Below are 19,728 nucleotides of genomic sequence, written 5' to 3' on the forward strand. Positions count from 1 at the left end.
GTGGGGGGAAAGCCGCGCACCGAAGCGCTTCGGGGCTCGCCCGAACAGCCGGACCAGACTCCGTTCCCTCTCACCCCCGCCGCGCCGTGCGGGGGGCCGAGACCGGGACCGACAGGCCGGGGCTGCGGCCCTGGCCGAAGCGGCGCGAGATCTGCTGGGCGTAGTCCTTCAGGGCAGCGACGGTCTCGTCCTCGGGATCCGCGGGCAGGAACTGGATCGAGCCGACGATCGCCAGCGCGCCGATGCAGATGTCGCGCTCGTCGAAGATCGGCGCCGCCATCACGTTGACGCCGAGCAGCACCTCCTCGGGCGCCGCCGCGAAGCCCTGGCGGGCGATGCGGATCAGCTCGGCCTCGAGCCGCTCGCGCGCGACGATGGTGTGCTCGGTGAAGCGCTCGAGCTTGCGCGAGAGGATGCGCTCCTGCACGGGCCGTGGCGCGAAGGCGAGCAGCACCTTGCCCTGGGCGGAGGCGTGGAACGGCAGCTCGCTGCCCGGCCGCACGCCGATCTCGATCGGCGAGGTCGAGGCGAGGGTGGTCAGCACCAGGGCGCCGCGCGGCGTCATCGCCGAGAGCACGACGGTGTGGCCGAGTCGGTCGCGCAGCTCGCGCATCGGCCCCTCGGCGACCTGGATCAGGTCGGCGTCGGGGGCGAAGCGGGCGAGCAGCCGGCTCTTCGGGCCGATGGCGTAGCGGGTCGTCGCCGGGTTCTGGGTGAGGTAGCCGCGCTCGACCAGCGTGTGCAGATGGCGATGCACCGACCCCTTGGTGACGTCGAGCCGCTCGGCGAGCTGGGTGACGCCAAGCTCGTCGCCCGAGAAGGCGATCGCCTCCAGGACGTCGAGGGCGAGCTGCACAGAGCGTACGCCGGCGCCCGCCCGATCGTCGTCCTGGTCCGGATCTCTGGGCACGGGGCCTCCTCCTTGCCGGGGGCGCCCCGAGACTAGCCGCGGCGACCGGCGTTGCAAGCACTCAGCGCGTGTCGTCTCGCGGGGCGCCGCCGGCGCTGCCGGACCCGGGCATCTGCGGGACCACGGTGGCGACGATCGAGGAATCGAGCGCCTCGTAGTCGGCGTAGCCGATGGTCGCGTAGAGCTCGGCGCGCGTCTGCATCCGCGCCAGCATGGCGGATGCGACGCCGTCGCGGGCCAGCGTCGCGTAGAGCTCCTCCTGCGCCTTGGCGGCACAGCGCAGCGCCGACACCGGCCAGATCACCATCTTGTAGCCGAGCGCTTCGAACTCGGCCGCGGTGATGAACGGAGTGCGGCCGAACTCGGTCATGTTGGCGAGCAGCGGCACGCCCGGCATCTTGTCCGCGAAGGCGCGGAACATCTCGGGCGTGGTCAGCGCCTCCGGGAAGATCGCGTCGGCACCTGCCGCGACGTAGCGCTTCGCCCGCGCCACGGCGCCGTCGAGCCCCTCGCTCGCCGCCGCGTCGGTGCGGGCGACGATCACGAGATCGCGGCGGGCGCGCGCGGCGGCGTGCACCTTGGCCGCCATCTCGGCCGGATCGGCGAGCCGCTTGTCGTTGAGATGGCCGCACTTCTTCGGCAGGAGCTGGTCCTCGATGTGGACGGCGGCGGCGCCGGCGTCCTCGAAGACGCGCACCATGTGCATGACGTTGAGCGCCTCGCCGTAGCCGGTGTCGCCGTCGGCGAGCAGCGGCAGGCCGGAGGCGCGGGCGATCTGGCGAATGAAGAAGGCGACCTCGTCGACCGTGATGATGCCGAGATCGGGCAGGCCCATCGAGGCCGTCATGGCGGCGCCGGAGAGATAGAGCGCCTCAAAGCCCGCGGCCTTCGCCTGCAGGGCGGCGAGCCCGTTGTGGGCGCCCGGCATTCGAACGATCCCGGGTCGGGCGAGCAACGCGCGCAGCCGCCGGCCGGCCGGCTCGGCGGGGAGATCGGAGGAGACGAGATAGGTCATTCGCACACTCCCGCGGCCGTCGTCGGCCGCATGGTCGTTCACTAGCGCGTTTCTCGCGCGGTCCGCCACAGGCCTCGTGTCCCGGGCGCGGCGCCCCGCGCCGCGACCCGGGACCCAGGAGCCACACGGTCAGGACTCGCCGCGCCGCCTTCCGTGCCGCCCGTCGTGCGGCCCGTCGTGTGGCCCCTGGGCCCCGGCTCTGCGGCGCATCAGGCCCGCGGGCCTGATGCGCCTTGTCCGGGGCACGTGGCCGGGATTCGAGCGGTTCACGAGGGACTCGGCCGGCCCCTTGCGGCGCATCGGCGACGGCGGCATGGTGAGGCGCGGCGTTCGCCGTGATCCTCGCCCACACCAAAGGACTGACGATGAGGGCGTCGCGCATCCCGGCCGTGTACATGCGGGGCGGCACCAGCAAAGGCGTGTTCTTCCACGCCCGCGACCTGCCGGCCGATCCGGCGGCGCGCGATCACATCCTGCTGCGCGTCACCGGCAGCCCCGACCCCTACGGCAAGCAGATCGACGGCATGGGCGCGGCGACCTCGAGCACCAGCAAGGTGGTGCTGGTGTCGCCCTCGGCGCGGCCCGATTGCGACGTCGAGTATCTGTTCGGCCAGGTGGCGATCGATGCGCCGCTGATCGACTGGTCGGGCAATTGCGGCAACCTCACCACGGCGGTCGGACCTTTCGCGATTTCTCAGGGGCTTGTGCCGGCCGGGCCGGACGGCGTGCGAACCGTGCGGCTGTGGCAGGCCAATCTCGGCAAGCGCATCGTCGCCCATGTGCCGGTGCAGGACGGCGAGGTGCTGGAGGCCGGCGACTTCGCGCTCGACGGCGTCGCCTTCGACGCGGCCGAGATCCGGCTCGAGTTCATGGATCCGGGCGGCGGCGCCGCGGGCGTGCTGCCGACCGGCCGCGCGGTCGACACGCTCGACGTGCCGGGGCTCGGTCCGGTCCAGGCGAGCCTGGTCGATGCCGGCAACCCGACCGTGATCGTCGCGGCCGCGTCGCTCGGCGTGCCGGCGGCGCTGGCGCAGGCGTAAGCGAACGNGACGCGGATTTCCTCGCCCGCTGCGAGGCGGTGCGGGCCGCCGGAGCGGTCGCCATGGGGCTCGCGACGACCGCCGCGGAGGCGACGGCGAATCGCCCGGCGACTCCCAAGGTGGCGCTGGTCGGGCCGCCGGCCGATTACGTGGCGTCGGACGGCCGCGCCGTCGCGGCCCGCGATGTCGACCTCGTCGCCCGCATGATCTCGATGGGCAAGCTGCACCACGCGCTCACCGGCACCGGCGCCGTGGCGCTCGCGGTCGCCGCCGCGCTGCCCGGCACGCTGGTGGCGGATATCCTCGGCGGCGTCGCGTCGGCGGACCGCATGGTGCGGCTCGGCCACGCCTCCGGCGTGCTGCCGGTCGGCGCCGCGGCCTCGACCCGCGACGGCATCGTCACGGTCGACAAGGCGGTGCTCAGCCGCACTGCCCGCCGCCTGATGGAAGGATATGTGTTCGTGCCCGCCGACGCGGTGTCGGTCGGGTCGCGCGAGGCCGCCGCCTGACGGCGGTCTCGTCGGACTGGCTTCTTGGAAGGAGATCGTCGTGACGGTTCTGCGCGCTCTCGCTCTTGCTCTCGCCGCCCTGTCTCTCGCCGCGCCCGCCGCGCGGGCGCAAGGGGCAGAGTATCCGGCCCGCCAGGTGACGCTCGTCGTCCCCTATGCGGCCGGCGGCTTCGCCGACATCCGGGCGCGAAAGATCGCGGAAAAGCTCGGCAAGGCGCTCGACGCCACCGTGATCATCGACAACAAGACCGGCGCCGGCGGCGTGCTCGGCACCGCGGCGATCGCCAAGGCGCCGGCCGACGGCTCGGTGATCGGCATGGGCAATCTGGCGCCGCTCGCCGTCAACATCTCGCTGCTCGGCAAGCTGCCCTACGATCCGGCGACCGACGTGGTGCCCGTGATCCTGATCGAGCGCTCGCCGCTCGTCCTCTCCGCCGCGCCGAACCAGGGCCTCGCGAGTGTCGCCGACGTGATCGCCAAGGCGAAGGCGGAGCCCGGCAAGATCACCTACGGCTCGTCCGGCGTCGGTGGCGCGCATCATCTCTCCGGCGTGATGTTCGGCCGCCAGGCCGGCATCCAGATCGTCCACGTGCCCTACAAGGGCGGCGGCAACGCCGCGACCGACCTGCTCGCCGGCCACATCGCCATGATGTTCGAGATGGGCTACGCGGCGCTGCCGTCGATCGAGGCCGGCAAGATCAAGCCGCTCGCCGTCACCTCGAGCCATCGCGTGAGCCTCCTGCCCAACGTGCCGACCATGGCCGAGGCGGGCCTGCCCGGCTTCGAATCGTACAACTGGCAGGGCGTCATCGCGCCCAAGGGGACGCCGCCGGCGATCGTCGCCCGCCTCAACAAGGAGCTGAACGCCATCCTGCAGATGCCGGACGTGCGCGACAGCATCGTGTCGCAGGCGAGCGAGCCGGCCGGCGGCACGCCGGAGGAGTTCGCCGCGTTCATCAAGGCCGAGACCGCCAAGTGGGCGGAGCTGATTCGCGCCGCCAACATCAAGCCGGAGTAGCGTGCGGCGGCGGCGCGACGTCCGCGCCGCGTCGTCTCGCCGATCAGGAGGACGTTGGCCATGCCGATGCTCGAACGCCCGGACGGTGCGCTGTTCTACGAGGTGACGGGGAGCGGGCCGCCGCTCGTGCTGGTGTCGGGCCTCGGCGGCCGCGGCGACTACTGGGCCGCCATCGTTCCGGTGCTGGCGCGCGCCTTCACGGTGGTCCTGCACGATCACGTCGCGACCGGGCGCTCGACCTCGCGCCGGACGACCCACTCGGTCGAGGCGCTCGCCGCCGATCTCGACGCGCTGCTCGGCCATCTCGGCATCGCCCGCTGCAGCCTGGTCGGCCACTCGACCGGCGCCGCGGTCGGCCAGGTGATGGCGCAGGATTATGCCGCGCGGCTCGGCCGGCTGGTGCTGTATGCGGGCTGGGCCGGACCGGACCCGCACTTCGCCCACTGCTTCAAGGTCCGCCGCCGCCTGCTGACCGAGATCGGCGTGCCGGCCTACAACGAGGCGGGGCCGCTGTTCATGTACCCGCCGCTGTGGATCAGCCGCAACCCGGACAAGGTCGCGGCCATCGTCGCGGCGAACGACGCGGCGGCCGCCGAGGCCGACGACATCGCGGCCCGCATCGACATGATCGTCGGCTTCGACCGGCGCGCGCGTCTCGCCGAGATCGGCGTGCCGACGCTGGTCGTCTGCGCCGCCGACGACATCCTCACGCCGCCGCATCTCTCGGAGGAGCTCGCCGCCGGGATTCCGGGGGCCCGGCTCGCCACCCTGCCGTGGGGTGGCCACGCCTGCTCGCAGACCGCGCCCGAGGAGTTCCTGGCGAGCGTGCTGCCGTTCTTGCGCGGGCGCTGAAGCGGCAACGAAGCGCCCCGCAGGCTGGTCCAAGAAAACGAAAACGGGGGCACCCACCGGGTGCCCCCGTTTCAGTATCGGCTCCGGTCACGCTGCCGATGCGGACCGGAGGCCGTCGCTCACTTCTTCACCGGCTGCTCGGAGGCCGTCTTCATGTCGATGAAGTTGTAGCGCGGATTGTTCAGCACGAAGGCGTGCACGGCGACCGCGACGAGCAGCGCGGCGATCCAGATCACCGGCAGCCAGGTCGAGGGGTTGATCACCAGCCAGATCTTGTAGTCGTCCTGCGGATTGGACATCGTGTTCTCCTCGACTCAGAACCAGGGCTTCCAGATGTAGACCAGCGCGTGGGCGAACGCGCAGATCACCAGGAAGGCGGTGAAGGTGGTCTTGAACTGGGCGTGGAACTCCAGCGCCTCGTCCTCACTCAGACCGGAGATGCTTCGGTCAGCCATCGTCTCTGAGCTCCCATCGTTGCCGGGCGGGGCGGCGGGCCGCTGCTCCGGCGCGTCGTGGCGTCGCGCCACTGCTGCGCCCGGGAATCACCGGGCGACCACAAGACCGCGGCGACGCCGCAAACCCGCACCAGCGGGTACGCACGGCTGCGCTCGGTCGAGATGCCGGCCAGGGTTTTCGGCAAACTCACGCTTCGATCGTCGTGCCCGGAGGCGACCAATCCCGCGTCATGAAAACCTATCTATGAAAACCACGGACGTCACAGGGCGTAATGCACTCTTTACATCCCTGAGTGTCAACCTATTCCAATACGTAGCGTGGCGGGTCTATGAACCGTAGATCCAGGCGGCTACGAAGGCACGAGGCGGGAGCCGGTGCGCGGCCGAGCCTGCCGCATAGAGCCGTCGGCTTGCGCGATAGACCGCCGCGGCTACGCGTTGTTCGTCGTTGACCGACCATCATACGACGCTATCCTTTCAGTGGCCATGGAGATGGCCCTACGAAGTCGTCTGCGGAGATTTGTCGTCAACGCGGTAAATCGCCGTCTTATACCCTCTGAAAGTACCATTGAGGTGTTTCATCGATATCGACGTCGGCCGTTTGGACCTCTTCCGCGCAGAGCGGCCGGATTGATCCCCCGATGAAACCATAGCTGCCGGCGGACCGACACGCAGGCGGGGTCACCCGTCCGCCGTGCTCGGTCCCGCTGCTGTTCGGCACCGGCGCCTCCGCCGCCGACCTGCCCGACGCCACGGGCCGCCCGCGCCGCCGTGGACCGCCGCCGCGGCTCATGCCGACGTGGTTCAAGCCGGCGCGGTTCGCCGCCGCGTCGAGTCGAAGGGCGTGCTATGGAGGGCGATGCGGGCCGCGCCGCCCGGGCGAGACGGCCCGGTGCCGCGTGCCGCCGCTTCGGAGTTCGCTCGTGCCGCGTCACCTCGTCTGTCTCGGATTCGACCTCGTCGCCCCGTCGGCGGACGACACTCCGACCGCGGACGACATCTCGGTCGCGGCCGCCCGCGTTCTCGACCTGTTGAAGGACCGCGGCCTCGCCTCGACCTGGTTCGTGACGGCCGACGGGCTCGCCCGCGCCGGCGCGATCGCCGAGCGCCTGCGGCGTGACGATCACGAGATCGCGTTGTCGACGTCCATCGTGGGCGATGCCGCGGCAGCTGCGCAGGGCCTCGCGGCGATCCGGCAGGTCACCGGGAGGAATCCGCGCGGGTTTCGCGCGCCCGGTGGCGATGTCGCCGGCTGGACGCCGTGGCTGGCGCAGAACGGCTTTCTCTACGACGCCTCGCCGCATGGCCCGAGCTGGTGGCCGCGACGCCGGTGCGCCCCCGCGGCCGGCACGACGGCGAGCGACGTGATCGCGATGCCGATCGTGCTGGCGCTCGGCGGCGACCCGCCGTCGCCGGCCCGTGCCGTGATGCAGGACTGGATCGACGAGCTTCTCCAGATGCGCGACAGCGTGAATTTCGGCGTGCTGACCTGCGCCATGCCGATCGCCGTCGTCGGCCGCGGCGCGATGCTGCGCGCGTTTGCGACGTTCCTGGACACAGCGCAGGCCTGCGGCGCCGTGGTGGTGCCGTTCGAAGCCGCCGCCCGTGAGGCGGCCGAGCGGATCGGGATCTATCAGGACGGGATCTGATCAGGACACGATCCCGTCTCCTCATGGTGAGGAGCGATGCGAAGCATCGCGTCTCGAACCATGCGGTCGCGGATTTCGCGCCGGGGCGACGCGTCTTCGGCGCGGCCCGCGATCCGCGGCAGCGCTGCACCCCCCCTCCCTGTTCCTCCCCCACAAGGGGGGAGGGAACGCAAGAGCCGAGGCGCCGGGTTTATGGAATGGCCCCGAGGTGGAGCGGACATCGTCGGAGTGATCACTTCGTTCGTGGAGCGTGACCACGCCGCGCCATATCGCAGCCGGCTCCCTCCCCCCTTGTGGGGGAGGGCTGGGGAGGGGGGTGAGCCCCGGACCCGGACGCGGCGATGAAATGATCTGCTCGACGTCCCGCGTCCGTCAATCCACGATGTTGTAGCCGCCGTCGACGTACAGGGTCTCGCCCGTGATCAGGCGGGCGGCGTCGTGGGCCAGGAAGGCGGTGGCGAGCCCGACGTCGTCGATCGAGACGAGCTTGTGGGTCGGCGCCTTTCCGCGCGCCTTTTCGAGAAGCTCGTCGAACTCGGGGATGCCCGACGCGGCGCGCGTCGCCAGCGGCCCGGGCGAGATCGCGTGCACGCGGATTCCCTGCGGGCCGAGCTCGGCGGCGAGATAGCGTACCGCGCTCTCCAGCGCCGCCTTGGCGACGCCCATGATGTTGTAGTGCTGAACCACCCGCTGGCTGCCGTAATAGGTCATGGTGAACAGCGCGCCGCCATTGGTCATCAGCGGCTCGGCGAGCTTCGCCATGCGGATGAAGGACCAGCACGAGACGTCCATGGTGGTGAGGAAGCCGTCGCGATCGACGTCGATGACGCGGCCGTCGAGCGCCTGCTTGGGCGCGAAGGCGATCGAGTGGATGACGAAGTCGAGCCGGCCCCAGCGCTTGGCGATGGTCTCGAACACCGCCTCCATCTGGCCCGGCGCGCGCACGTCGAGCGGCATGACGATCTCGGCCTCGACCTCGCGGGCGAGCGGCTCGACATGCGGCTTCGCCTTCTCGTTCAGATAGGTCACGGCGAGCTCGGCGCCGAGCGCCCGGAACGCCCGGGCGCAGCCCCAGGCGATCGACTGGTCGTTGGCGATGCCGACGATCAGGCCGCGATTGCCGTCGTGGATCTTGGCCTTGTAGGTGGGGATCATGCGCCCGAGTCTCCTGTTGGTGAAATCCTCGGTCTCGTCGTCCCGGGGCGCGAACCGAAGGTTCGCGAGACCGGGACCCAGACGCCCGGTGCCAGTGGCTCACGATAAACAGGGGGGATGGGTCCCGGGCTCGCCTGCTGCGCACGCGCCCCGGAACGACCGGAGGCGGAGGTGCAGTACCGCACCTTGCCTTCGAGAGCTGGTCCGGTCGTGATCACGACGCCTCGCGGTCCGGAGCGGGCAGTCCGGCGGGCGCGCCGCCGACGATCGCCAGGGCCGGCGCCCCCGTCTCGCCCGTGAACATGCGGCCGATGCGGGCGAGGCGCAGCGCGACCTCGCCGGTCGGCGCGCCGGCCGCCGTGATCACGTCGCGGATCACCGCCATCGCTTCGGCACGCACCGTCATGTCGTCCGGCAGCAGCGCCGGGATCGCCGCGACGGCCGCCTCCTCGTCGATCAGCAGCATGAAGAACTGCTCGCGCAGCAGCGCCTTGAACTGGGCGAGCGGCACGTTGCGGATGTTGGCGTTGGCGGCGCGGATGCGTCGGATCATCTCGAAGCCGCGCTCGTCGACGCCGCCGCGCGGCAGCCCGATGTAGATCATCGCCCGCACCGCGGCCTCGCGCAGGCCGCCGGAGGAGAAATGCGCCTTCAGCTCGGCGATGCGGCGCGCCACCAGCTCGCCGTGCAGCGCGCTCTTCCCGGCCCGATGCAGCGGCTTGTTCGATTGCGGATCGATGCCGTAGAAGGCCTGCACCGCGGGCGAGCCGAAGAACGCCTTGAAGATCGCCTCGGTCATGCCGTCGCGGACATCGCGATAGGAGTCGAGCGAGGCGACGATCTGCTTCGACATCGTCTCCTGCGCGGCGACGAACGGGTTGCTCTCGTCGACCGGCTTGCGGTGCTGCCTGACGACGTCGGCCGCGGCGGCGAGCGGCTTGAGCAACGGGTTGGCGTCGGAGACGAGCTCGTATTGCAGCCGCGCCGGATGCATGCGGTACAGCATCTCGCTCGTCTGCGGCGTCACCATGGCGCGCACCCAGGGCTGCACGAAGTTCCTGTAGAGCGCGAGGTTGACCTCCGACATGCGCGCCACCGTGGCGAAGCGGCGATCGTCCTCGATCGTGTTGCCGCCGAGCGCCCGGATGTCGTCGAGGGTGCGTGCCTCGCAACGCATCACCCAGCGGCCGTGGGCCAGATCGGGGTTCTCGGTGTCGCCGTCCTTCGCCGTGAACACCGCCTCGTAGAGGCCGGGCGGCAGCACGTCGATCAGGTCGATGTTGCTGGCGAACTCGTCGTGCTGCTTGCGGGCGACGCCGCCCGACACGAAGATGCCGAGATGGCCGACGCTCTCGTGGACCGAATACACGATGGTCTGGCCGAAGGAACGGATCTCGTTCACGTCGTCGTAGAGGTCGAGGATCCAGCCGAGTGCCTGCTGGGGCGGCGTGATGTTGTCGCCCTTGGAGCAGAACACCACGATCGGCGAGCGGATGTTGCGCAGGTCGATGGCGATGCCGGTCGAGGAGCGCACCTCGCCCGCGGCGAGCTTGTTGCCGACGAACAGCTCGTCGACGATGAACTGCATCTCCTCGGCGTTCAGATTGACGTGGCCGCCCCACCAGCGCTCGAAGCCGAGATACTTGTCCGCCTCGCTGTCGACCTTCGCGTAGAGATTGTACGGCTTCTTCCAGTACGTGTTCGCCGGGTTCAGGTTCTCGAAATTCTCCACCAGCCAGGCGCCGTCGAACGTGCCGCAGCCGAGATCGCTGGTGAAGGCGGTCGCCCAGCTCCCGCCGAACAGGCCGCCCGTGTAGCGCATCGGGTTGAGGCCGCTCTGGCCGGTCCAGTAGGACAACGGCGAGCCGGCGACGATGATCGGGCCGAACAGATCGGGCGCCACCGCGGCCAGCATCATCACGGCCCAGCCGGCCTGGCAGTTGCCGACGACGCAGGGCTTGCCGTCGGCGTCCGGGTGGCGCTCGATCACGGTCGTCAGGAACACAGCCTCGGCGCGGGCGATGTCCTCGATCGTCTGGCCCGGCATCGGATCGGGCAGGAAGCCGACGAAGTAGCAGGTGTGGCCGGCGGCGAGCGCGACGCCGATCTCGCTGTCCGCCTTGAAGCCGCCGATGCCGGGGCCGTGCCCGGCGCGCGGATCGACGATCACGAAAGGCCGCTTCCTCGGGTCGATCGTCACGCCCGCGGGCGGCACGATGCGGGCGAGGCCGTAGTTCACCGGGCGGTCGAGCGTGCGGCCGTCGACGATCAGCTCGGCTTGGTAACTGAGGACGTGCGGCGCCGCCATCGCCATGTGCTCGCGATAGCCGTTGCCGCGCTGGCGCATCACGTCCCAGAACAGCACGCTGCGCTGGGCGGCGTCGACCAGATAGGCGGCGGCGCTCACCGCCGCGTTGCCGGCCGGAAGCGATCCGAGGGGGCCTGGAGCGAGTGCGAGCAGGTCCTGTGCCGGGCTGGTTCGATCCGTGGTCATGGGAAGCTCCTGCAGGTGTCGGCTCGTGTCCTTTACGGCCGGCCACAGGATGTCCGGCCTCTCGGCCGAACCGCCGGGGCGGCACGGATCCGGCCGTGCGCCCACCGACAGCTCCGGCAGAGCCGTGCGTCCCCAACTTTTCGATATGTCGTCATCGCGACATCAGTATGATGGCAAGGATCGGACCAGCCTTGCGCGCGGTCAAGACGGCGTCGGTGCGGGCCTGGAGACACGGAGGGTGTGCCTTTTCCAGGCCGCAAGGAAACGGGGACGGACATGCGGATTTGGACGTTGGCGGCGGTGTCGGCGGCCGTGGTGGCGTGCGGGCTAGGCATTCCGGCTAATGCGCAACAGGCCAGCGGCGAGGCCGTGCCGGTCGGTGTCGTCAAGGCCGAGCTGCGGTCCATCAACCCGTCCGCCGACTATGTCGGCCGCGTCGACGCGATCAACAAGGTCGAGGTGCGGGCACGGGTGAAGGGCTTCCTCGACGAGGTGCTGTTCACCGAGGGCGACACCATCAAGGCCGGCACGCCGCTCTACCAGATCGAGCAGGGGCTGTTCCAGGCCGACGTGGAATCCGCGCAGGGCGCGCTCGACAAGGCGAAGGCGTCGCTGACGCTGGCCAATCTGCAGCGCCAGCGCGCCGAGGACCTGCTGTCCCGCGCCTCCGGCACCGTGGTGGCGCGCGACCAGGCGATCGCCGAGGAGCTCTCGGCCAAGGGCGCGGTGCTGAGCGCCGAGGCCAATCTGTCGACCGCCAAGATCAATCTCGGCTACACCAGGATCACGTCGCCGATCGACGGCAAGATCGGCAAGACCGCGATCACCAAGGGCAACGTGGTGGCGCCCGACTCGGGCGTGCTGACCACCATCGTCAGCCAGGATCCGATGTATGTCTCGTTCCCGATCAGCCAGCGGGCGCTGACCGAGGCGGCCGAGAAGGGCGGCAAGCGCTCGGCCGACGAGCTGACCGTGACGCTGAAGTTCTCCGACGGATCGAGCTACGACCAGTCCGGCAAGATGAACTTCATCGACGTCAGCGTGAACCGCTCGACCGACACGGTGCTGGCGCGCGCCACCATCCCGAACCCGAAGGGCGCCCTGATCGACGGGCAGTTCGTCCGCGTCACCCTGCAGACGACGGCGCCCGAGGAGAAGGTGCTGGTGCCGCAATCGGCGCTCATCGCCGATCAGCAGGGCACCTACGTGTTCGTCGTCGAGGACGGCAAGGCGGCGGTGCGGCGTGTGGTGCCGAACGCCTCGGTCGGCGCCGACATCATCATCGAGTCCGGCCTCAAGGGCGGCGAGCTCGTCATCGTCGAGGGCCTGCAGGGGGTGCGCGCCGGCACGGCCGTGCGGGCGACCCCGGTGCAGCCGGTCGGCCGGAGCTGAGCGATGCTGTCCTCGATCTTCGTCGATCGTCCGCGCTTCGCCATCGTCATCGCCATCGTCACCACCATCGCCGGGCTGGTCGCGCTCTCGGCCATCCCGTTCGCCCAATATCCCGACATCGTGCCGCCGCAGGTGGCGGTGACGACGAGCTATCCGGGCGCCTCGGCCTCCGTGGTCGAGGCCACCATCGCACAGCCGCTGGAAGCTCAGGTCGTCGGCGTCGACAAGGCGATCTACATGAAGAGCGTGTCGGGCGACGACGGCAGCTACTCGCTGATCGTCTCCTTCGAGCTCGGCACCGATCCGGACATCAACACCGTCAACGTCAACAACCGTGTGCAGGTGGCGTTGTCGCGCCTGCCCGAGGACGTCCGCAAGCAGGGCGTCACGGTGAAGAAGAAGTCGTCGGCGATGCTCGGTGTCATCGCGCTCTCCTCGCCGAAGCAGACCCACGACGCGTTGTTCATCTCCAACTACGTCACCATCAACATCCTCGACCAGATCAAGAGCACGCCCGGCGTCGGCGACGCGGCGCTGTGGGGGCCGCTCGACTACGCCATGCGGGTGTGGGTGCAGACCGACCGGCTCACCGGCCTCGATCTGACCACCGGCGACATCGTCAAGGCGATCCAGTCGCAGAACGTCCAGGCGGCGGTCGGCCGCATCGGCGCCCGGCCGATCTCCGACGATCAGCGCCTGCAGCTCAACATCCAGACCAAGGGCCGGCTCGCCTCGATCCCCGACTTCGAGAACATCGTCATCCGCACCAACCCGGACGGTTCGGTGCTGCGGCTGTCCGACGTCGCCCGGGTCGAGCTCGGCGCCGCCTCGTCCGACACCACGACCGAGCTGAACGGCGCGCCGGCCGCGGCGATCGCGATCTACCAGTCCCCCGGCGCCAACGCGATCACGACGCTCGACACCGTCAAGACGCTGATGAAGGACCTCGAGACGCGCTTTCCCGAGGACCTCGCCTGGACCGTCACCTACGACCCGACGACCTTCGTGAAGGCGACCATCCACGAGGTGCAGAAGACGCTGGTCGAGGCCTTCATCCTCGTCGTGCTGGTCGTCTATCTGTTCCTCGGCAGCTTTCGCGCCACCCTGATCCCGACCGTCGCCGTGCCGGTCAGCCTGATCGGCACCTTCGTGGTGCTGCTCGCCATCGGCTACTCGGCGAACTCCGTCTCGCTGCTCGCCGTGGTGCTCGCCATCGGCATCGTGGTCGACGACGCCATCGTCGTGGTGGAGAACGTCGAGCGGGTGATGGAGGAGCATCCCGAGCTGTCGGTCGCCGACGCCACCAAGAAGGCGATGACCGAGATCACGGCGCCGATCGTCGCCATCACGCTGGTGCTCTTGTCAGTGTTCGTGCCCGTGGCCTTCATCCCGGGCATCATGGGCGAGTTGTTCCGCCAGTTCGCCGTCACGGTCGCGGTGGCCATGTTCCTGTCCGCCATCAACGCGCTGACGCTGTCGCCCGCCTTGTGCGCCGTGCTCCTGAAGCGCCATCACGGGCCGCGGCGCGGGCCGATCGGCTACGTGATGCGCGGCATCGACAGGGTGCGCGACGCCTACGGCGCCGTCACGGCCCGCATCGTGCGGGTCTCGGTCATCAGCCTGGTCGCGGTCGCGGCCGCCGCCGTCGGCACCTGGGGCTTCTCCAAGATCACGCCCACCGGCTTCCTGCCGGAGGACGACCAGGGCGCCTTCTTCGTCGTCGTCCAGCTTCCCGGTGGCGCCTCGGTGGCGCGCACCGGCGAGGTGCTGCGTCAGGCCGAGACGATCCTCAAGCAGGAGCCGTCGATCGCCTATTTCACCTCGGTGGTCGGCCTCAACTTCATCGACAACTTCTCGCAGGCGAACTCCGCCTTCGTGGTCGTCACGCTGAAGGACTTCGAGGAGCGCACCGACAAGGCGCAGTCGGCCTCCGCGATCATGGGCCGTCTGGTGCCGAAGTTCCGCCAGATCCAGGGCGGCACCGTGCTGCCGCTCGCGCCGCCGCCGATCATCGGGCTCGGCACCGGCGGCGGCTTCACCTACGTGCTGCAGGATCTGCAGGCGGGCGACCCGAAGGTGCTGGCGCAGGTGCTGCGCGGCCTCTTGGTCGCGGCCAACCAGGACCCCGATCTCAACCGGGTGTTCTCCACCTTCTCGGCCACCAACCCGTCGATCTATCTCGACATCGACCGCGACAAGGCGCAGGTGCTCGGCGTCCAGCTCTCCGACGTGTTCGGCGCCCTGCAGGCGACGCTGGGCGGCCTCTACGTCAACGACTTCAATCTGTACGGCCGCACCTGGAAGGTGCAGCTCCAGGGCGAGGCCGGCGACCGCCGCGGCGTCGAGGATCTCTACCGCATCAACGTCCGCAACAAGAACGGCGACATGATCCCGATGCGCAGCATCGCCGAGGCGAGCGTCATCGTCGGGCCGCCCTCGCTGATCCGCTTCAACAACACCCGCGCCGTGACGGTGCAGGGCGAGCCGGCGCCGGGCGTCTCGTCCGGCCAGGCGCTTGCCGCGATGGAGAAGGTCGCGGCCAAGACGCTGCCGACCGGCTATGCCGGGGCGTGGACCGACACGGCGTTCCAGGAGAAGCGCGCGTCCGGCAAGACCGTGATGATCCTCGGCTTCGCGGTGCTGTTCGCCTATCTGTTCCTGGTCGCGCTGTACGAGAGCTGGACGATTCCCGTCCCGGTGCTCTTGTCCGTGATGGTCGGCCTGCTCGGCTCGTTCGCCGCCATGGTGATGGCCGGGCTGACCCTCGACCTCTACGCCCAGATCGGCATGGTGGTGCTGATCGGCCTCGCGGCCAAGAACGGCATCCTGATCGTCGAGTTCGCCAAGGAGCAGCGCGAGCGCGGCGTGCCGTTGCTCGAGGCGGCGGCCGAGGGCGCGCGGCTGCGCTTCCGGCCTGTGATGATGACGTCGTTCGCCTTCATCCTCGGGCTCTACCCGCTGGTGGTGGCGACCGGCGCCTCGCAGCTCGCGCGGCGCGACGTCGGCACGCCGGTGTTCGGCGGCATGATCGCCGCGTCGTTCCTCGGCATCTTCGTCATCCCGCCGCTCTACGTCTTCTTCCAGGCGCTGCGTGAAAAGCTGCGCAAGGGCGCGCGGCCGAAGGTGGAGCTCGCGCCGGCGACCGCGCCTGCCGCGCCACCGGCGGGCGACGCGGCGGCGAAGCCGGCCGGGGAGTGAATACCTTCTCCCCGCGCGCGGGGAGAAGGTGGCTCGCCGCGCAGCGGCGAGTCGGATGAGGGGGCGTCTCCCCGCCGCAGAGACTCGCGGAGACGCCCCCTCACCCGACGACTGCGCCGATGCGCAGTCGTCGACCTCTCCCCGCGCGCGGGGAGAGGTGACGTCACGGGACCTCGTCTCGTCGTGTTTCAAAGGACGATCTCATGAGAACGTTGAATCACGTCCTGATCGCCGCCCTTCTGGGCGCGCTCTTTGTTGCAACGCCGGTCGCGGCCGCCGAGAACCTCGACGGCGCCTGGGCGACGGACGGATCCGCCTGCGACAAGATCTTCGTCAAGAAGGGCGGCCGCATCGTGTTCACCGACACGTCGGAGCTGCACGGCGGCGGTTTCGTCATCGAGGGCAACCGGGTGCGGGCGCGCGCCTCGACCTGCGACATCAAGTCGAGCCGCACCGTCGGCGCCGTCACCCACATGCTGGCGAACTGCGCCTCCGACATCATGCTGTCGAGCGTCCAGCTCAGCGTCCGCCAGCCGGCCCCCGACACGCTGGTGCGCATCTTCCCCGGCATGGAGGGGATGGAGATGACCTACAAGCGCTGTGCGATGTGAGAGAGCCGCATCCGTTGGTACCCTCTCCCTGAGGGAGAGGGTCGACGCGCGGAGCGCGTCGGGGTGAGGGTTTACGGCGCCAGTTGGCTGGCCTCGGCACCCCCTCACCCGGGGTTCGCGCCTTCGGCGCGACCCCCGACCTCTCCCCGCTGGGGAGAGGTGAAACGGAGCATGCCCGCTCGTTATTAATGAGCCGCGCCCGTCTACCGCCCCTCGATCTCCTCGCGCAGAATCTCCAGCTCCAGCCAGCGCTCTTCCGCGGCGGCGAGTTCGGCTTCGGCTTTCGCCGCGGCCTGCGACGTCTCGTCGAAGGCTTTTCGGTCGCGGGCGAACAGCTTCGGATCGGCGAGTTTTTCATGCAGGGTCGCGATCTGCGTCTGCAGCTTCGCCATGGTCTTCGGCAGCGTCTCCAGCGCGTGCTTCTCGTTGAACGAGAGTTTTCGTTTGGCGGCGGCCTTGGCGTCGCCTGCCGGCGCTGCCGCACCGGCAGCGTCGTCCGGCGCAGCCGGCTTCTCTTTCATCGCCTTCGCCGCTACGGGCCGGGACAAGTCCCCGCCGCGTTGCGCGATCATGTCGGTGTAGCCGCCGGCATATTCGGTCCAGCGGCCGTCGCCCTCCGGCACGATCACGGCGTTCACGATGCGGTCGAGGAAGTCGCGGTCGTGGCTGATCAGCAGCACCGTGCCGGGATAGTCGGCGAGCATCTCCTCCAGCACGTCGAGCGTGTCGAGGTCGAGATCGTTGGTCGGCTCGTCGAGCACCAGCACGTTGGACGGCTTGGCCAGCGCGCGCGCCAGCATCAGTCGGCCGCGCTCGCCACCCGACAGCGCGCCGACCACGGTGCGGGCCTGCTCGGGCGCGAACAGGAAGTCCTTCATGTAGCCGACGACGTGACGCTGGGTGCCGCCGACCATCACGCTGTCGCCGCGCCCGCCCGTGAGCGTGTCGGCGACGGTGGCGTTCGCGTCGAGGCTGTCGCGCGACTGCTCGAGCGTCGCCATCTCGATGTTGGCGCCGAGCCGGAGCGTGCCGGAGTCCGGCGCCAGCACGCCGGTGAGCAGCGACAGGAGCGTCGTCTTGCCGGTGCCGTTGGGGCCGACGATGCCGATGCGGTCGCCGCGCTGGATGCGGGTGGAGAAGTCGCTGACGATCGGCCGCCCGTCATAGGCTTTCGAGATGCCCTTCGCCTCGACGACCATGGTGCCCGACTTGTCGGCCTGGGCGGCGGCGAGCGACACGCTGCCGGCGGTCGCGCGATAATCACGTCGCGCCTGGCGCAGCGCCTGCAATTCGCCGACGCGGCGCATGTTGCGCTTGCGGCGTGCCGTCACGCCGTAGCGCATCCAGTGCTCCTCGGCGACGATCTTGCGGTCGAGCTTGTGCTGGTCGCGCTCCTCCTCGGCCAGCACGTCGTCGCGCCACGCCTCGAACTCCGAGAAGCCGCGCTCGATCCGCCGCAGCCGGCCGCGATCGAGCCAGACCGTGATGCGCGACAGATCGGCGAGGAAGCGCCGGTCGTGACTGATCATCACCATGGCCGAGCGCGTTCCGTCGAGCTCGGCCTCCAGCCACTCGATCACGGGCAGGTCGAGATGGTTGGTCGGCTCGTCGAGCAGCAGGATGTCGGGGGAGGGCGCCAGCGCGCGGGCGATGGCGGCGCGGCGCGCCTCGCCGCCCGACAGCGTCGCGGGATTTTCCTCGCCGGTCAGGCCGAGCTGCTCGAGCAGATAGCGTGCGCGGTAATGATCGTCGCCGGGGCCGAGGCCGGCCTCGACATAGGCGAGCACGGTTTGCGCGTCGCCGAAGTCCGGCTCCTGCGGCAGGTAGCGCACCGTCGCGCCGGGCTGCACGAAGCGGCTGCCGCGGTCGCTCTCGATCAGGCCGGCCGCGATCTTCAGGAGCGTCGACTTGCCGGAGCCGTTGCGGCCGACCAGGCAGACGCGCTCGCCCGGCGCGACCGCGAGCTCGACGCCGTCGAGCAGCGGATGGCCGCCGAAGGTCAGGCCGATGTCCTTGAGCTGCAGGAGAGGCGGCGGCGCCATCAGCGTGCGGCTCCGGACGGCTGCGTCGCGCGAAGAGCGCGGCGAACCGCCTGCTCCAGCGCCTGCAGGAAGGCGGAGCGGTCGCGCGGCGAGAACGGCCGCGGGCCGCTCGTCTGCTCGCCGGCGGAGCGCAGATCGGTCATCAGGTTGCGCACCGCGAGCGCCATGCCGATGTCGGCCTCGGTGAACAGGCGTCCGTTCGGCGCCACCGCGATGGCGCCGGCCTTGATGCTGCGGCTCGCCAGCGGGATGTCCTGCGTCACGACGATGTCGGCGGGCTTCACACGCGACGCGATCACGTCGTCGGCGGCGTCCATGCCGGCGCCGGCCGCGATGCGCTCGATCGACGGGTCGGGCGGCACGCGGATGAACCCGGCCGCGACCACGGTGACGGGCAGGCCGTGCCGCGCCGCGACCTTGAAGATCTCGTCCTTCACCGGACAGGCGTCGGCATCGACATAGATGCGCGGGCCTTCGGTCGCGGGCTGATCGGGCGGTGTCGCGGTGCTGTCGGGCGGGCCATTCATGCGGTGGCGATAACGGGTTTTCGCTGCGAAGGCCACTGGGAGCGCGGGACGAGGTCTCGTGTCCCGGGGGCGGCGCGCCGCGCCGTGACCCGGGACCCAGGGCGACGGAGCGAGGGGCTCGCCGTGCCGCGCGTCGTAGCGCCTGTGGTGCCGCCGGTCGTGCCCGCCCCTGGGCCCCGGCTCTGCGGCGCATCAGGCCTGCGGCCGGATGCGCCTTGTCCGGGGCACGAGGCCGGGGCCGGGCGGAGCCCGACCCGCAGGCGCGGTGAAAAATGCGAAGGGCTGCCCGCGAGGGCAGCCCTTCCATTGTCGAAACCGGGGTCCGGCGAGGACCGCGGACGCCGCTCACGCGGCGCGGACCTCGCGAGAGGCGAGGATCCAGGTCGCAGCCGGAGACCACGGCGAGAGACAATGAGACACTGGATCACCTCCTTTCGGTTGTTGACGATGACCGGCATGTAGGGTGCGCAGCAGCAGAACGGAAGAGGGGCGGCTAATACCTCTCCGCTGTGTGGCGCGAGGGCTCGGCAGCGACAGTGTGGTGCGAGTGAGCGCGCAGGCCGGTCGGCCTCACAGCTTGTCGACGAGCTCGCCGAGGCCCATCACGTGGGCGAGCGAGCGGAGCTCGCGCCTCTGGTCCTCGCGCAGCGTCCCCATGAAGGGCGTGGCGGCGGTCTTCAGCCGGTCGAGGCTCGCCATGTCGAGCGCCGCCGGGGCGGTGCCGCGGCGGTCGGCGCTGCGCCGCCAGACGACGCCGCGCAGCGCAGTCTCGACTGGGCCCCACAGCCGCTCCTGCTCGGCCGTCAGCTTCAGCCGCGTCTTGATCGAGGCGATCTGGGCGTCGTTGAGGAGGGCGTTGGA

The 19,728-nt window shown here is 70.2% G+C and carries 16 protein-coding genes and 1 pseudogene; 8 read left to right on the top strand and 9 right to left on the bottom strand.

The window, feature by feature from the left end; genetic code table 11:
- Positions 1 to 70: 70 nt before the first annotated feature.
- Positions 71 to 910 (bottom strand): IclR family transcriptional regulator, encoded by an 840-nt coding sequence (locus CCR97_RS30085; RefSeq protein ID WP_170146017.1) that lies wholly within the window; start codon positions 908 to 910, stop codon positions 71 to 73.
- Between the two features lie 61 nt (positions 911 to 971).
- Positions 972 to 1,925, bottom strand: coding sequence for a methylisocitrate lyase (prpB, locus tag CCR97_RS30090; protein ID WP_111359612.1), 954 nt, complete (start codon positions 1,923 to 1,925; stop codon positions 972 to 974).
- Between the two features lie 365 nt (positions 1,926 to 2,290).
- Between prpB and CCR97_RS30095 the strand changes: the two genes are divergently transcribed.
- The 4 genes from CCR97_RS30095 (at position 2,291) to CCR97_RS30110 (ending at position 5,344) form a co-directional block, all read left to right on the top strand.
- On the top strand, positions 2,291 to 2,965 hold the full coding sequence (locus tag CCR97_RS30095; protein ID WP_201160193.1) for a PrpF domain-containing protein: 675 nt from the start codon (positions 2,291 to 2,293) through the stop codon (positions 2,963 to 2,965).
- A 62-nt stretch (positions 2,966 to 3,027) separates the two neighbouring features.
- The gene (locus tag CCR97_RS30100) at positions 3,028 to 3,474 is read left to right on the top strand and encodes a PrpF domain-containing protein (RefSeq protein ID WP_274611569.1); all 447 of its coding nucleotides are present in this window, start codon (positions 3,028 to 3,030) and stop codon (positions 3,472 to 3,474) included.
- Positions 3,475 to 3,514: 40 nt separating this feature from the next.
- Complete coding sequence (locus tag CCR97_RS30105; RefSeq protein ID WP_201160195.1) at positions 3,515 to 4,492, top strand: tripartite tricarboxylate transporter substrate-binding protein; 978 nt, start codon at positions 3,515 to 3,517, stop codon at positions 4,490 to 4,492.
- A gap of 60 nt (positions 4,493 to 4,552) precedes the next feature.
- Entirely contained in the window at positions 4,553 to 5,344 is a 792-nt protein-coding gene (locus CCR97_RS30110) for an alpha/beta fold hydrolase (protein ID WP_111359579.1), read from the top strand.
- Positions 5,345 to 5,463: 119 nt separating this feature from the next.
- Here CCR97_RS30110 and pufA read toward each other — a convergent pair whose 3' ends face one another.
- Entirely contained in the window at positions 5,464 to 5,643 is a 180-nt protein-coding gene (pufA, locus tag CCR97_RS30115; protein WP_111359578.1) for a light-harvesting antenna LH1, alpha subunit, read from the bottom strand.
- 15 nt (positions 5,644 to 5,658) lie between these two features.
- The gene (gene pufB, locus CCR97_RS30120) at positions 5,659 to 5,799 is read right to left on the bottom strand and encodes a light-harvesting antenna LH1, beta subunit (RefSeq protein ID WP_111359577.1); all 141 of its coding nucleotides are present in this window, start codon (positions 5,797 to 5,799) and stop codon (positions 5,659 to 5,661) included.
- 923 nt (positions 5,800 to 6,722) lie between these two features.
- Here pufB and CCR97_RS30125 point away from each other — a divergent pair.
- The gene (locus CCR97_RS30125) at positions 6,723 to 7,448 is read left to right on the top strand and encodes a polysaccharide deacetylase family protein (RefSeq protein ID WP_111359576.1); all 726 of its coding nucleotides are present in this window, start codon (positions 6,723 to 6,725) and stop codon (positions 7,446 to 7,448) included.
- A gap of 372 nt (positions 7,449 to 7,820) precedes the next feature.
- Here CCR97_RS30125 and fabI read toward each other — a convergent pair whose 3' ends face one another.
- Positions 7,821 to 8,603 carry an enoyl-ACP reductase FabI gene (gene fabI / locus CCR97_RS30130; RefSeq protein WP_111359580.1) on the bottom strand — a complete coding sequence of 261 codons (783 nt, stop codon included), beginning with the start codon at positions 8,601 to 8,603 and terminating at the stop codon, positions 7,821 to 7,823.
- Between the two features lie 214 nt (positions 8,604 to 8,817).
- Positions 8,818 to 11,097, bottom strand: coding sequence for a DUF3141 domain-containing protein (locus CCR97_RS30135; protein WP_111359030.1), 2,280 nt, complete (start codon positions 11,095 to 11,097; stop codon positions 8,818 to 8,820).
- A gap of 276 nt (positions 11,098 to 11,373) precedes the next feature.
- Here CCR97_RS30135 and CCR97_RS30140 point away from each other — a divergent pair, with 276 nt between their 5' ends.
- From CCR97_RS30140 to CCR97_RS30150, 3 genes are all read left to right on the top strand, one after another.
- Positions 11,374 to 12,489: an efflux RND transporter periplasmic adaptor subunit gene (locus CCR97_RS30140; protein WP_111359031.1), complete on the top strand. Its 1,116-nt coding sequence runs from the start codon at positions 11,374 to 11,376 to the stop codon at positions 12,487 to 12,489.
- Between the two features lie 3 nt (positions 12,490 to 12,492).
- A complete protein-coding gene (locus CCR97_RS30145; RefSeq protein WP_111359032.1) occupies positions 12,493 to 15,687 on the top strand; it encodes an efflux RND transporter permease subunit in 3,195 nt (1,064 codons plus the stop codon).
- 203 nt (positions 15,688 to 15,890) lie between these two features.
- A complete protein-coding gene (locus CCR97_RS30150; protein ID WP_111360789.1) occupies positions 15,891 to 16,298 on the top strand; it encodes a hypothetical protein in 408 nt (135 codons plus the stop codon).
- Positions 16,299 to 16,501: 203 nt separating this feature from the next.
- Here the strand turns inward: CCR97_RS30150 and CCR97_RS30155 are convergent, their stop codons facing one another.
- The 3 genes and pseudogenes from CCR97_RS30155 to CCR97_RS30165 all read right to left on the bottom strand — a co-directional run.
- Positions 16,502 to 18,340, bottom strand: a complete 1,839-nt coding sequence (locus CCR97_RS30155) for an ABC-F family ATP-binding cassette domain-containing protein (protein ID WP_111360354.1) — start codon at positions 18,338 to 18,340, stop codon at positions 16,502 to 16,504.
- Positions 18,340 to 18,867, bottom strand: a complete 528-nt coding sequence (locus CCR97_RS30160) for a YaiI/YqxD family protein (RefSeq protein ID WP_111360352.1) — start codon at positions 18,865 to 18,867, stop codon at positions 18,340 to 18,342. Before CCR97_RS30160 ends, CCR97_RS30155 begins: the two co-directional genes overlap by 1 nt.
- Before the next feature lie 570 nt (positions 18,868 to 19,437).
- Positions 19,438 to 19,728 (bottom strand): annotated as a pseudogene (locus CCR97_RS30165) (hypothetical protein); the annotation flags it as partial.

The sequence above is a fragment of the Rhodoplanes elegans genome (assembly GCF_016653355.1).
GTDB classification, from domain to species: domain Bacteria; phylum Pseudomonadota; class Alphaproteobacteria; order Rhizobiales; family Xanthobacteraceae; genus Rhodoplanes; species Rhodoplanes elegans.

Excerpts from the sequence above, each read along its gene's own strand:
- CCR97_RS30145 (WP_111359032.1), top strand. The coding sequence starts at position 12,493 with ATGCTGTCCTCGATCTTCGTCGATCGTCCGCGCTTCGCCATCGTCATC.
- pufB (WP_111359577.1), bottom strand. The coding sequence starts at position 5,799 with ATGGCTGACCGAAGCATCTCCGGTCTGAGTGAGGACGAGGCGCTGGAG.
- pufA (WP_111359578.1), bottom strand. The coding sequence starts at position 5,643 with ATGTCCAATCCGCAGGACGACTACAAGATCTGGCTGGTGATCAACCCC.
- CCR97_RS30160 (WP_111360352.1), bottom strand. The coding sequence starts at position 18,867 with ATGAATGGCCCGCCCGACAGCACCGCGACACCGCCCGATCAGCCCGCG.
- CCR97_RS30140 (WP_111359031.1), top strand. The coding sequence starts at position 11,374 with ATGCGGATTTGGACGTTGGCGGCGGTGTCGGCGGCCGTGGTGGCGTGC.
- CCR97_RS30110 (WP_111359579.1), top strand. The coding sequence starts at position 4,553 with ATGCCGATGCTCGAACGCCCGGACGGTGCGCTGTTCTACGAGGTGACG.
- fabI (WP_111359580.1), bottom strand. The coding sequence starts at position 8,603 with ATGATCCCCACCTACAAGGCCAAGATCCACGACGGCAATCGCGGCCTG.
- CCR97_RS30135 (WP_111359030.1), bottom strand. The coding sequence starts at position 11,097 with ATGACCACGGATCGAACCAGCCCGGCACAGGACCTGCTCGCACTCGCT.
- CCR97_RS30095 (WP_201160193.1), top strand. The coding sequence starts at position 2,291 with ATGAGGGCGTCGCGCATCCCGGCCGTGTACATGCGGGGCGGCACCAGC.
- CCR97_RS30150 (WP_111360789.1), top strand. The coding sequence starts at position 15,891 with ATGAGAACGTTGAATCACGTCCTGATCGCCGCCCTTCTGGGCGCGCTC.
- prpB (WP_111359612.1), bottom strand. The coding sequence starts at position 1,925 with ATGACCTATCTCGTCTCCTCCGATCTCCCCGCCGAGCCGGCCGGCCGG.
- CCR97_RS30155 (WP_111360354.1), bottom strand. The coding sequence starts at position 18,340 with ATGGCGCCGCCGCCTCTCCTGCAGCTCAAGGACATCGGCCTGACCTTC.
- CCR97_RS30100 (WP_274611569.1), top strand. The coding sequence starts at position 3,028 with ATGGGGCTCGCGACGACCGCCGCGGAGGCGACGGCGAATCGCCCGGCG.